The 11,823-nt window shown below is 65.0% G+C and carries 12 protein-coding genes; 5 read left to right on the top strand and 7 right to left on the bottom strand.

Annotated elements, in window-relative coordinates:
• Positions 1 to 10 precede the first annotated feature (10 nt).
• From AB3X95_RS33995 to AB3X95_RS33985, 3 genes are all read right to left on the bottom strand, one after another.
• Entirely contained in the window at positions 11 to 589 is a 579-nt protein-coding gene (locus AB3X95_RS33995) for a YqgE/AlgH family protein (protein ID WP_013088593.1), read from the bottom strand.
• A gap of 308 nt (positions 590 to 897) precedes the next feature.
• Positions 898 to 2,304 carry a hypothetical protein gene (locus tag AB3X95_RS33990; protein WP_368623570.1) on the bottom strand — a complete coding sequence of 469 codons (1,407 nt, stop codon included), beginning with the start codon at positions 2,302 to 2,304 and terminating at the stop codon, positions 898 to 900.
• Positions 2,305 to 2,600: 296 nt separating this feature from the next.
• Entirely contained in the window at positions 2,601 to 2,771 is a 171-nt protein-coding gene (locus AB3X95_RS33985; RefSeq protein ID WP_006047743.1) for a rubredoxin, read from the bottom strand.
• A gap of 298 nt (positions 2,772 to 3,069) precedes the next feature.
• On the opposite strand from AB3X95_RS33985, the gene AB3X95_RS33980 reads away from it, so the two are divergent.
• The 3 genes from AB3X95_RS33980 (at position 3,070) to cysC (ending at position 5,980) form a co-directional block, all read left to right on the top strand.
• Positions 3,070 to 3,933 (top strand): hydroxymethylpyrimidine/phosphomethylpyrimidine kinase, encoded by an 864-nt coding sequence (locus AB3X95_RS33980; RefSeq protein ID WP_368623569.1) that lies wholly within the window; start codon positions 3,070 to 3,072, stop codon positions 3,931 to 3,933.
• Between the two features lie 170 nt (positions 3,934 to 4,103).
• On the top strand, positions 4,104 to 5,315 hold the full coding sequence (locus AB3X95_RS33975) for a chondroitin 4-O-sulfotransferase (RefSeq protein WP_184226282.1): 1,212 nt from the start codon (positions 4,104 to 4,106) through the stop codon (positions 5,313 to 5,315).
• A gap of 26 nt (positions 5,316 to 5,341) precedes the next feature.
• Entirely contained in the window at positions 5,342 to 5,980 is a 639-nt protein-coding gene (gene cysC / locus AB3X95_RS33970; protein WP_368623568.1) for an adenylyl-sulfate kinase, read from the top strand.
• A gap of 199 nt (positions 5,981 to 6,179) precedes the next feature.
• Here cysC and groL read toward each other — a convergent pair whose 3' ends face one another.
• The 3 genes from groL to AB3X95_RS33955 form a co-directional block, all read right to left on the bottom strand.
• Positions 6,180 to 7,820 (bottom strand): chaperonin GroEL, encoded by a 1,641-nt coding sequence (gene groL / locus AB3X95_RS33965; protein ID WP_176109409.1) that lies wholly within the window; start codon positions 7,818 to 7,820, stop codon positions 6,180 to 6,182.
• 53 nt (positions 7,821 to 7,873) lie between these two features.
• On the bottom strand, positions 7,874 to 8,164 hold the full coding sequence (gene groES / locus AB3X95_RS33960) for a co-chaperone GroES (protein WP_008923887.1): 291 nt from the start codon (positions 8,162 to 8,164) through the stop codon (positions 7,874 to 7,876).
• A gap of 371 nt (positions 8,165 to 8,535) precedes the next feature.
• Positions 8,536 to 8,922 (bottom strand): hypothetical protein, encoded by a 387-nt coding sequence (locus AB3X95_RS33955; RefSeq protein ID WP_368623567.1) that lies wholly within the window; start codon positions 8,920 to 8,922, stop codon positions 8,536 to 8,538.
• Between the two features lie 320 nt (positions 8,923 to 9,242).
• Here AB3X95_RS33955 and AB3X95_RS33950 point away from each other — a divergent pair, with 320 nt between their 5' ends.
• Positions 9,243 to 9,860: a hypothetical protein gene (locus AB3X95_RS33950; RefSeq protein WP_368623566.1), complete on the top strand. Its 618-nt coding sequence runs from the start codon at positions 9,243 to 9,245 to the stop codon at positions 9,858 to 9,860.
• Between the two features lie 346 nt (positions 9,861 to 10,206).
• Here the strand turns inward: AB3X95_RS33950 and AB3X95_RS33945 are convergent, their stop codons facing one another.
• Positions 10,207 to 11,373 carry a hypothetical protein gene (locus AB3X95_RS33945; protein ID WP_368623565.1) on the bottom strand — a complete coding sequence of 389 codons (1,167 nt, stop codon included), beginning with the start codon at positions 11,371 to 11,373 and terminating at the stop codon, positions 10,207 to 10,209.
• Between AB3X95_RS33945 and AB3X95_RS33940 the strand changes: the two genes are divergently transcribed.
• Positions 11,345 to 11,773, top strand: a complete 429-nt coding sequence (locus AB3X95_RS33940; protein ID WP_368623564.1) for a hypothetical protein — start codon at positions 11,345 to 11,347, stop codon at positions 11,771 to 11,773. The genes AB3X95_RS33945 and AB3X95_RS33940 overlap by 29 nt on opposite strands.
• Positions 11,774 to 11,823: the final 50 nt, after the last annotated feature.

The raw sequence follows: 11,823 nt of genomic DNA, 5'->3' as shown, positions 1-11,823 counted from the left end.
GCGCGGCCCCTCATGCGTGCCCGGCCTCGCCCGACAGCATCGACAGCGACACGCCGAGCAGCGCGAGCGCCGCTTCGAGACGATCTTCGGCCGGCACGTCGAAGACGATCTTCGGATCGGCCTCGACCGTCAGCCAGCCGTTCTTCGAGATTTCGTCTTCGAGCTGACCGGCGCCCCAGCCGGCGTGCCCGAGCGTCAGCAGGAAACGCTCCGGACCGTTGCCGCTCGCGACGGCCTCGAGCACGTCTTTCGAGGTGGTCATTTCGAGCCCGCCCGGCACCGACATCGACGACGTGTACGCGCTGCCGCCTTTCGGATCGTGCAGCACGAAGCCGCGCTCGGTTTGCACCGGGCCGCCGAAATACACGGGAACATGGAGAAGAGGTTCGATCTCGAGCTTCAGATCGATGCGATTGAAGAGCGCTTCCAGGTCGATATCGGTCGGCCGGTTGATCACGAGGCCGAGCGCGCCGCGCTCACTGTGATCGCAAAGGTAGACCACCGTTCCTGAAAACGTCGGATCGGCCATGTTCGGCATGGCGATCAGGAATTGGTTGGTCAGATTGATGCGATCGGTACTCTTGGACATAGTTCGGATTTTAGCAAAGACGATGCGCGATGGCGGGCTGCTTTGAGCATTGCAACGCGTTGGGTTGCACGCTACGTGCGGCGTCATCGACGCCGGATCAAGTTCCACTCTATCACGCGCGCGACTCGCGCCATGCCGCGATCAGGCGCCGAAACACCGCGTAGAACGGCAGGTTCGACGCGTGTCGCGAAGTAGCGGGGTTGTGACTCGTCAAAATGGGTTTCAGCGGATTCGGCGCGCGTCGGTCGAGGCGTTGCGGACGCAATTCGCGCGCCACGTCGCGCGTTTGGTTCGGCCTGGCTTGCGCTTCACGCGCCGCCCTGCTCGATCGCGCGCGTGAGCGCGGTGAGCGCCGCCTGCGTGAAGCTGCCGCCGGCCGGCCCAACGCCCGCGGCGACCTTGTGCAGCGACGCGCGCAACGCCTCGGCGGCCTGCTCGAGCGTGTCGGCCGCCGGCGCGCCGACGATCACGTGTACGCGCACCGCCGGCGTCGCGACGGCCGCATGCGCACGACGCCGCCATGCGAGCCCGAGCGCATCGGCGAGCAGCGCCACGTGACCGAGGCCGAGCGCGCAGGCGGCCGAGCCGAGCCGGTAGGCGGCGTCGCCCGCCTGCAGTGCTTCGCTCGGGTCGGCTTTCTCTGGCTGATCGGCCGCGCGGGCATGCGCGGCGAGCGCCTCGATCGACGCTTCGGCGGTCTGCAGGAAATCTTCGTACGCGTTCGCGTTGACACTCAGCACGCCGAGATCGCGCGTGTGCGGCAGCGACTGCGCCTCGAGCGCGCGCGCCTCCCACAGGGCTTCCGACGACTGCGTGCCGGCGACGTGCCAGTCGACGGTCAAGCCGTAATCGTGCAGCACCTCGACCTGGTCGGCGTCCTGGGCGGCCGCGCCGAACAGCGCGTAGTCGCGCCACAGCAGCGCGAGCGTCGCGCGCACCAGCGAACGGGGCGAGCGCTCGATGCCGCGCGCGTGATCGGCGAGCGCCAGGTTGCAGCGCGCGTAAAAGCGCCGTGCCTCGATATCGCGAATTGCGTGGCCGCGCGCGCGCAGCACCTTCGCGCAGGCGCGCGCGAGCCGCCAGAAGTCGTAGGGATCGGGACCGGCGAGTTCGGTGAACACGGCGTCGAGTTCGTCGAGCGCGGCGTTCGTGACCGCAAGCGCCACCGCGCTACCCGTGTCGGCCTGCGAGCGCAGCACCGGCAGCAGAGCGCGCTCGTAGCGCGCCCGCAGATGTGCCAGCTGATCGGCCGATTGAGCGTGCAGCGACGCCGGGGGCACCGGCCGCGCGCACAGCGCGAGCTCTTCGAACGCGACGGCGGAGCCCGGCGCGGGTTCGACGAGTTGCGCGCACAGCTCGCGGTAATGGTTGAACAGCGTCGGCGAGCAGCTGAGCTCGCGCAGATTGTGACGTTCGAGCGCCGCGCGGAAGTCGCGCAGCGCCGCGCCGAACACCGGCCGGGCGCTTTGCGCTTCGGCCGACTCGTCGCTCGCGAGCGGCGAGAGCCGCACCAGCGCGTCGGCGAAACGCTGCGCGCTGAGCCAGCCCGCCGTGCGCAAGGCATGCGACGCACGCAGCAGCGCGGCACCGCTCTCGTGACGCTGCTCGAACGCGAGCGACGCCTCGGCGAGCGCCAGTTCCGCCGGGCGGACCGCGCCGCCGCGCGGGTTCGGCAGTGCATCGATGGAAACGGGTGCTGCGGATCGAAGAGTCATGGGCAGGCGACACGAAGCTGACGGCGCCGTCGCTTCGCGCCGCGTGCCGAGTGAGCGGCCACCGCGCGAACCGGCGACAGGACAATGACAGACTACCGTTGCGACACGACGCGTCCGGCGATGTTCCGCGCCAGCGCGCTCAGACAGGCGCCGGGCGCGCCGGACGCATCAAGCGATTGCAGCAATTGTGCGGTGGCGACACCGCTCACTTTCGGGATTGAAGCTCAGGGTTCAGGTTCGGGACCGAACCTCGGGACACCGTTTTGGGGCCGAAGCTTCCGGGGGCTTGCCGTGCTTCAGATCTGGACCATTTCGAAGTCTTCCTTGCGCGCTCCGCACTCGGGACACGTCCAGTTGATGGGCACGTCTTCCCAGCGCGTGCCCGGCGCAATGCCTTCGTCGGGCAAGCCGGCCTCTTCGTCGTAAATCCAGCCGCAAATCAGGCACATCCAGCTTTGATATTCCATTCTTTTGTCGCGTCGTTGAGTCCGTGGAAACGGGAGCCATGATGGTACCGTGTTGGCGCCCCCATGCCTAGCAATCGAAAACGCGCAACCGCAGCGTGGACCGGCCTTCGGCGGGGCGCCCGCGCGCCGTGCCAGCGCCGCTTGCGGCGTCTTGCCACGCGTTGGGCGGGCGCCAGCGAGACGGTAGAGTGGGCCCTCGGGCAAGCCGAGCGAAAAAACGCCCTGTCAACGGTTTAGGCCGCATAATTGAGCCAATTGCGCACTGTGCGCCGAAATCCTGCTTTTCTTATCCATTTTCATGCCCAGCGACACGCCTCCGATCGTCCTCACCTTCGGCCTCTCCGATCCCACTGGCGGCTCCGGCCTGCAGGCGGACCTGATGACACTTGCCAGCATGGGCTGCCACGGCGTATCCGTGCTCACGGGCTATACCGTGCGCGACTCGGCGAGCTGCGATGAAGTCACCGGCCTCGACCCTGACATCGTCGCGACGCAGGCGCGCATGCTGCTCGAGGACATGCCGATCGCCGCCTTCAAGGTCGGCGCGTGCACGCGCGCCGAGGTGGTCAGCGCGATCGCGGAAGTGGTTGCCGACTACGACGATGTCCCGCTGATCCTCGCCCCGGACTTCACGCTCGACGACGAACACGTGGTCGCCGCCGACGAACTGCGCGAAGCGATCGCTGATCTGCTCGCCCCGCAAACCACGCTGCTGGTCGCCGACTCGTCGACGCTGCTCGCGCTTGCGCAGCCCGACGGCGACGCGGAGGCGCCGAGCCTCGACGCCGCGATCTCACATCTGCTGTCGCAGGGCTGCGAGTACATTCTGTCGACCGAAACCGGCACGCACCGGCTCGTCAACACGCTCTTCAGCGAGGACGGCCAGTTGCGTCAGGACTTGTGGGACCGTGCGCCCCATCGGCTGACGGGCCTGACCGATACGCTTGGCGCGGCGATCGCCGCGCTGCTCGCCAACGGCCAGGAGCCCGCGGAAGCGGTGCGCGAAAGCCAGGAGTATCTGTATCAGGCGGTGCGCAATGCGTTCCGGCCCGGCATGGGGGCGTACATGCCCGATCGTTTCTTCTGGGCACGCAGCAGCGACGACGAGGAAACCCCGCCGGCCCAAGGCAAGGGCGCAGCGCCCGGGGAAGCGCGACACTGATCTCGTCATTCATCGGTAATCGACCAGAACCCGCTATTAGGCGGGTTTTTTCATTTGGTGCGTCTTTCGCGCCAATGTAACCAGACGTGTTCCTGCGTAATTAAACGTTACAACGTCAATGACACCTTTTGTCTAGACTTTACGCATCACTGACAGCCATATGTCCCCACATGTCTTTTCCGACCTTTTTTATCCATCCACCGAAATGCGGCGGTTCGACCGTTATTTCGTGCTTTGATTTGAACAAAGGTAATGATCAATTCATTAGCTTTGTTTGGGATCAGGATGGGTGGGGAAACTGTCGCGCGAAGCTTCTCGAGACGCAAGTCGGCGGTGGACATCATCCGTTTGGGATTCATCGGGTGATGAAACATCCGGTCAACTACTGCACGATCCTGCGCGATCCGCTCGCGCGCCACATCTCTCACTACCGGTATGCCGCGAACGGCAAGAACGGCCAAATCATGCGCGGGGTCAGCGTGTCGACGCCGGAGGCTATGGCGCTTCAAGGCGTGCTATCGCTCGACGAGTGGGTCAGCGAATCGCTCGGCGGCCGGAACCTGTTCGTGCAGATGCTGAGCGGCGAACCGGCGGTCAACGAAGCGTCCCTCGCCGTCGCGCAAATCCATTTGCGCGAACATATCGGTACCGTCGGCGTCTGCGAGGACATGAGCGAATTCTTACTGCGGTTGTGCGGTTCGACCGGAATGAAATTACCGTTCTGCTTCGAAGCGAACCGCATTAATGGCAAACCGAATGGCACAGCACTGTTAAGCGAAGCAGCAAGACAGAAATTTATCGATGACAACCGCCTTGATTACGAGCTGTTTCGCGATGCCAATCGCATCGTCGAAGCTTATGCGAAAGAATCGGGCAGCGTCTTTTCGAATGCGCTTGAATTGGTCCGCGTGATCCAGGCAGAAATAAATCAGCTCGAGAATCCGCACATTTATAGCGCAACGGTTCTGGGCATCGACGGCTCATTCCTGTCGCGCGTGCATGAGGTGATCCGCCGCTTCGATATGACGCCGATCGATACTTATCTGGAGTTCGCGCAAAGCCAGCGGCGTCCGCCGGCCGACCTGTTCGACGGCTTCGTCGACACGGTGGGGGACGGTGTAGTGCGCGGCTGGGCCGTCAACTTGAGCAGGCCAGAGCGGCAAGTGCCGCTCGAAGTGCGGATCGGCGCGCAGATCGTGGCAACCGGCCTCAGCGGCGAGCCGCGGCCCGATGTGGCAAGCGCAGGCTATCCGAGTTCGAACAGCGGATTTTCGATTGCGCTGCCAGACGGCATCCCAGAAGGCTTTTGCGTTACGATCGCGGATTCCACGGAACGCCTGCACAACGCTGGCACGTGGCGACAAGGCTGGCACTGCGAGTGAGCCAAAGGAGTCAGGAGAACTTATACATGAAAGAGCCGCCCATCTTCGTGCAACGCTTCACCGGCAAGATCGCGGCGCGGGACCGCATGCGCATATTCGATCAGACGCCCGCCACGCTATGGCTGACCGGCCTGTCCGGCGCCGGTAAATCCACACTGGCGTTTGCGCTCGAAGAGCGGCTAATCGCGCTCGGTCATGCCTGCTATGTGCTCGACGGCGATAACATCCGCCACGGTCTGGCGAGCGACCTGGGCTTCGAGCGCGACGACCGGCGCGAAAACATCCGCCGCGTCGCGCACGTCGCCCAGTTGATGAACGATGCGGGTTTGATCGTGATTACCGCGCTGATTTCACCGCTACGCGAAGACCGCGCAATGGCGCGCGAGATCATCGGAGCCGACAAGTTCGTCGAAACCTACGTGTCCGCCTCGCTCGCCACCTGCGCAAGCCGCGATCCCAAAGGTCTTTACGCGAAAGCGAGGTCTGGCGAGATAAGTTCGTTCACCGGCGTATCAGCGCCCTATGAAGCACCGATCGATCCTGACCTGCACGTCGAAACCGGAACGCTGAGCCCCGCGCAAAGCGTCGCGCAGATTTTCCACTACCTGCACGAAAAGTGTCTCGGAAGATCGGCTCAACGTACGGCTCACGTCGCGGGCGCCTGATCCGGACAAAGGGCGTCCGGAAGCGCTTGCTGGCCGCCACATCAACGCCGGCTCCAAACGAAAAACCCGCCTGAGCGGGTTTTTCGTTTGAGGAACGCCTCGCGGCGCACTCCCCACATGATCTTCCAAGCGGGCCTCGTCCGTGATCCAGACGCGCGGCCGTTCAACCACGCGGCCGGACCACGAGGCCCGAGCGGAATTACATGTCCATGCCCATGCCGCCCATGCCGCCGGGCATGCCGCCAGGCATCGGAGCTTCTTCCTTCGGCAGTTCGCAGACAGCTGCGTCGGTCGTCAGCAGCAGGCCAGCAACCGAAGCTGCGTTTTGCAGCGCCGTGCGCGTCACCTTCGTCGGGTCCACGACACCTGCGTCAACCAGGTCGACGTACTCGCCGGTCGCTGCGTTGTAGCCGTAGTTGCCCTTGCCCGCAGCAACCGCTGCCACGACGACGCTCGCTTCTTCGCCACCGTTGGTGACGATCTGGCGCAGCGGCTCTTCCATTGCACGCAGAACGATCTTGATACCTGCGTCCTGATCGGCGTTTGCGCCCTTCAGGCCAGCGATCGCCGTACGCGCACGGATCAGCGCGACGCCGCCGCCAGCGACGATGCCTTCTTCCACAGCTGCGCGCGTTGCGTGCAGTGCGTCTTCGACACGTGCCTTCTTTTCCTTCATTTCGACTTCGGTCGCAGCACCGACCTTGATCACTGCAACGCCGCCTGCCAGCTTGGCAACGCGTTCTTGCAGCTTTTCACGGTCATAGTCCGAGGTCGCTTCTTCGATCTGCTTGCGCACTTGCTTGACGCGAGCTTCGATGTTCGCTGCTTCGCCAGCGCCGTCGATGATCGTGGTGTTTTCCTTGCCCACTTCGATACGCTTCGCCTGGCCCAGTTCAGCCAGCGTTGCCTTCTCGAGCGTGAGGCCGGTTTCTTCTGCGATGACCTGGCCGCCGGTCAGGATCGCGATGTCTTCCAGCATCGCCTTACGACGATCGCCGAAGCCCGGTGCCTTGACAGCTACGGTCTTCAGGATGCCGCGGATGTTGTTGACGACCAGCGTTGCGAGCGCTTCGCCTTCGACGTCTTCAGCGATGATCAAGAGCGGACGGCCAGCCTTCGCGACTTGTTCCAGAACCGGCAGCAGATCACGGATGTTCGACACCTTCTTGTCGTGCAGCAGCACGAACGGGTTGTCGAGCACGGCAACTTGCTTGTCCGGGTTGTTGATGAAGTACGGCGACAGGTAGCCGCGGTCGAATTGCATACCTTCGACGACGTCCAGCTCGTCTTGCAGCGACTTGCCGTCTTCGACGGTGATCACGCCTTCCTTGCCGACCTTGTCCATTGCTTCAGCGATGCGCTCGCCGATCGACGAATCGCTGTTCGCCGAGATCGCGCCAACCTGGGCGATTTCCTTGTTGGTCGTGCACGGCTTGCTGATCTTGCGCAGTTCTTCGATTGCGGCTGCAACAGCCTTGTCGATGCCGCGCTTCAGGTCCATCGGGTTCATGCCCGATGCGACGTACTTCATGCCTTCGCGGACGATCGATTGCGCGAGAACCGTAGCGGTCGTCGTGCCGTCGCCTGCGTTGTCGCTGGTCTTGGAAGCGACTTCCTTGACCATTTGCGCGCCCATGTTCTGGAGCTTGTCTTTCAGTTCGATCTCTTTTGCGACCGACACACCGTCCTTGGTGACCGTCGGGCCGCCGAAGCTGCGCTCGAGAACCACGTTGCGGCCCTTCGGACCCAGCGTGACCTTCACGGCGTTGGCGAGAATGTTCACGCCTTCGACCATCTTGGCACGGGCGGAATCACCGAATACGACGTCTTTAGCTGCCATCTTCTAACTCCTTGAATACTTTGGATATAACCGGGGAAGTAGCGACTTTGCGCTTACTTCTGCACAACGGCCATGATGTCTTCTTCGCGCATCACCAGCAGTTCGTTGCCGTCGACCTTGACGGTCTGGCCTGCGTACTTGCCGAACAGGACGCGGTCGCCGACCTTCACGTCGAGGGCGATCGCTGCGCCCTTGTCGTCGCGCTTGCCCGGGCCGACTGCGAGGATTTCACCTTGATCCGGCTTTTCCGCTGCGGCTTCGGGAATCACGATGCCCGACGCGGTCTTGGTTTCCTGATCCAGACGCTTGACGATCACGCGATCATGCAAAGGACGAAGGTTCATACATACTCCTCTCTGATTGAGACTGAAGAACGCTGAGAAAACCCGGCTGGACGAGCCAACCGGAGATGTTGTTAGCACTCTCGTGCAGCGAGTGCTAATTATATGGACGGGTAGTGACAAATTCAAGAAGTAGGGAACAGCGGCGCTGCGGGCGAGGTTTTGCACGACCGGCGCGGTGCAGGCGCGCCGGCGCAATCATGCGTCTGAGCTGCGAACCCGAGCAAAAACAAATACTTGCGGCGAGATTTGCGGCTTGTCGCCGCACGACGAAGGGGCGCTATCGCAGACAAACAGCAGCCACGCACCGTACTCGATACCGTCGGATCTGCGATTTCCAGGGAAAACCCCCGTCCGATCGAGCATGGTTCGACTCACTTCTGCGCAGGCGGGCGCAACGCGTTACCTGCCATCCACTTGAGCCGTTCGCAATTGACCTTGATACGCGCCGCGAATTCCTTCGGGTCTCGCTCGCGTAGTGCGTTCATCTGGCTATTGGTGTCGTCGGTGCGATGCCAGCCCGCGTCCCAGTGCTGATCGAAATCGGTCGCTCCGGTCAGCACCTTTCGGAGCCGCTCCTTATAGTCACCGATGCGCTCGGGCGACACGCCGCAAAACGCCTGCGCGAAACTCGCCCGCTCGCCCGCCGTCTCCGCGCTCATGTTGGCGTCGCTCGCGCCGCTCGCGAGCGGCGCGAGCGACAGCATCGACAAACAAAGCGCAGCGCAAAGCGGTCGATAGGGATACGATGGATTCTTCATCTTCGACTCCTGACGATCCTTCGTGGCGACCAGGGATTGTCCCGATCTTCAACGCCGCCTCGCCGATTGTGTCCTGATTGCACTGCACGATGGCGTTTTCGCGCGCTATTCGATGCATCGCGCGGCCAAGCCGCGGTGCTACGCTCGTTAAAGCGGCATTTGCGACGTGCCCTTCCGGGGAGCCGTGGCACGAGCACCGCAACGCCACGGCCTATCGGCAGGCCGCGACAGAAGCACGAGCGCCAGGCATCGACAACAAGCTCGAACACGACACGAAATCAAACACAAAAAGGCGAGACATCGCTGCGGGAGTGACTGCGATGGCATTTAAAACATATACCGTACTGACGCTATTGGTGACGAGCACTGCCGCGTTCGCGTGGCGGCCAGTCACCTATCCGATCCGAAGTCAGAGCCCTTACGAGCGCAGCATCGATAACGCGATGTGCTACGCCGAGGCGAACCGCGTGACCGGGGTCAACATGGCCCACGAGTCGCAGATTCCGCCGCGTCATCCGCCGGCGGCCAAAGGTGCGTCGACCGGCGTACCGTCGAAACCCCCTCTTCCCCCCAGTTCCTTCTCGGCCACGCCGCTGCCGTGGAACGCGAGCGCGCCCGAAGCCGCGAGCGCGCCGCTCGCCGGCGCGCAAGCGCCTGGCGGCGCAGCGTCGGCGAAGCCCGTGAACGAAGCCCCGAACGGCGCCAGTGCGCGAGGGGCACCGGCCACCGCGACGGCGAACGCACCGCCGAGCGCATCGGCGGCGACACCGGGCGCGAGCGCGGCAGCCGGCGCGTCGGATGGAGCGGGCGCTCCGATGCAGGCCAACGCGGCGTCGAACGTGAAGCTGCCGCCGCTGCCCGCGCCCGAGCCTCCGATGACCCGCTATTGGGCCGCCTACGGCGCGTGCATGCAGGCGCGCGGTTACGTCGTCCAGTAGTTCGGCCGACGCCGCCTGCGAGCGTCGTCGCATTCATTCTTTTTAATGGCGCCGACCTTCGGCGCCAGCGGAGCGACACGGCCATGCCGCGCGACTCGACTTCCGACCAGCCATTTTTCCATCACTGCGCATACTGCGGCGTGCCGCTGCCGGGCCGCTTTTCGCCGTGTCCCGCATGCCATGCGCTGCCGATCGATTCGTTCGATACGGACGACAAGCCCGGCGAGCGCACCGCGCGATCCCGGGCGCTGAGTACATCGCACGCGCAACTCGACCCGCTGCCAGCGGCCGCGAGCTTGCCCGCGGACCGTGCGTCGCGGCGCTCCGCCCAAACGAAGATGAGCCCCTACGAATTGCTCGACGAGGCCACGTTCGAGCCGGGCGGACGTCGACGGCGGCACCCACTTGCGCTAACCGCGGCCGCGCTCGCGACGCTCGGCGCCGTGTATATCGGCTTCGTTCTTCTCGACGACGATGCGAGCGTCGACACGCCAGTGACGGTCTTCGGCACAGTGCATCCGGATAAGCCTGGGCAAGTCCCTGCGCAGAGCGTTGCGCGGAATGCGGCGCCGTCGGTTGCCGCGGCGCCGACGCCCGCGTCGATCGTCGCGCAAGCACCGCGTCCCGTGATCGTCGCGCGGCAGCAACCGGCGAACGTGAGCGCGCCCGTCGCGTCATCGGCGCCGCAGGTCGTGGCGACCGCGCCTGCCGGGGCGCGCTCGTCATCGCCCGTCGTCGCGTCCGCGCCCACCGTAGCGCGATCGTCACCGCCGGCCGTGGCGGCCACGCCGAACGTCGCGCCGTCCTCGTCGCCCGTCGTTGCGACCGCGCCCACCTTGGCGCGGTCGTCACCGGCAGTCGTGGCCACCACCTCGACCGTCGCACCATCCTCATCGCCCGTCGTGGCGACCACGCCAACCTTGGCGCGGTCGTCACCGGCAGTCGTGGCCACCACCTCGACCGTCGCACCATCCTCATCGCCCGTCGTGGCGACCGCGCCAACCGTAGCGCGCTCGGCGCCGATCGTCGTGGCGACCACGCCGACCGCAGCTCGCGCAGCACCGCCCGTCGTCGCGTCCGCGCCAACCGTGACGCGCTCGTCACCGCCGGTCGTGGCGACCACGCCGACCGTAGCTCGCGCAGCACCGCCCGTCGTCGCGTCCGCGCCAACCGTGACGCGCTCGTCACCGCCGGTCGTGGCGACCACACCGACCGAAGCTCGCGCAGCACCGCCCGTCGTCGCGTCCGCGCCAACCGTAGCGCATTCGTCACCGCCAGTCTTGGCGACCGCACCCGTCCCGGCCCGACCGTCAACGTCAGTCGTTGCGACCACGCCGGCCGTCGTGCCATCGTCTCCACTCGTCGTCACGACCGCACCCACCGCAGCGCCGACCACGAAATCGGGCGCGGGCGTCGCCGCACCCACGCCGCGCGGCACGGTGGTCGCGTCGGTCAACTCCAACCCCAGCAGCAACACCGACACGTTGGCCGCCCCGCTCACGCTGGCCGACAAACAGCGCGCCGACGCCGAGCGCAATCTGAAAGCCGCGCGCGGCTATCTGCAACGAGGCAATCTGTCGGCGACCAAAACGCGCCTCGCCGCGGCCATCACCGCGCAGCCCAACAATCGCGACGCGCGCGGCATGCGCGCCCAGGTCAGCACGCTGGAGCAGCAACGGGACGCGTTGCTGAGTCTCGCGCGCGGCTGTAGCAACGTCGGACGTTGGGAGTGCGCGTCGCACAACGCCCACGAAGCGTTGCGGATCGATTCGAGCAGCAAGGACGCGCAGCGCCTCGTCTCGCTCGCGTCGCACGAATCGGCGTGGCAGACCATCCCGCCGTTGGCGTGGCAGACCGTGGAGCCGCCGGCGGAAGAGTCGCACGCATTGCGCGATCTGCTGCGGCACCACTGAGCTAAGGATTGCGAGGGATCTCGCGAGATGGCGGCACGAGCATGCCGCCA

It is taken from the genome of Paraburkholderia sp. BR13444, from assembly GCF_040948755.1.
GTDB lineage: Bacteria > Pseudomonadota > Gammaproteobacteria > Burkholderiales > Burkholderiaceae > Paraburkholderia > Paraburkholderia youngii.
The sequence above is the reverse complement of the archived record's forward strand: the minus strand, read 5'-3'. Positions and strand labels throughout refer to the sequence as shown.

What these genes read in the sequence shown, in the direction of transcription:
- groL (WP_176109409.1), bottom strand. Translation starts at nt 7,820, where the DNA reads ATGGCAGCTAAAGACGTCGTATTCGGTGATTCCGCCCGTGCCAAGATG.
- AB3X95_RS33980 (WP_368623569.1), top strand. Translation starts at nt 3,070, where the DNA reads ATGCCCAGCGACACGCCTCCGATCGTCCTCACCTTCGGCCTCTCCGAT.
- AB3X95_RS33950 (WP_368623566.1), top strand. Translation starts at nt 9,243, where the DNA reads ATGGCATTTAAAACATATACCGTACTGACGCTATTGGTGACGAGCACT.
- AB3X95_RS33990 (WP_368623570.1), bottom strand. Translation starts at nt 2,304, where the DNA reads ATGACTCTTCGATCCGCAGCACCCGTTTCCATCGATGCACTGCCGAAC.
- AB3X95_RS33975 (WP_184226282.1), top strand. Translation starts at nt 4,104, where the DNA reads ATGTCTTTTCCGACCTTTTTTATCCATCCACCGAAATGCGGCGGTTCG.
- AB3X95_RS33995 (WP_013088593.1), bottom strand. Translation starts at nt 589, where the DNA reads ATGTCCAAGAGTACCGATCGCATCAATCTGACCAACCAATTCCTGATC.
- groES (WP_008923887.1), bottom strand. Translation starts at nt 8,164, where the DNA reads ATGAACCTTCGTCCTTTGCATGATCGCGTGATCGTCAAGCGTCTGGAT.
- cysC (WP_368623568.1), top strand. Translation starts at nt 5,342, where the DNA reads ATGAAAGAGCCGCCCATCTTCGTGCAACGCTTCACCGGCAAGATCGCG.
- AB3X95_RS33955 (WP_368623567.1), bottom strand. Translation starts at nt 8,922, where the DNA reads ATGAAGAATCCATCGTATCCCTATCGACCGCTTTGCGCTGCGCTTTGT.
- AB3X95_RS33985 (WP_006047743.1), bottom strand. Translation starts at nt 2,771, where the DNA reads ATGGAATATCAAAGCTGGATGTGCCTGATTTGCGGCTGGATTTACGAC.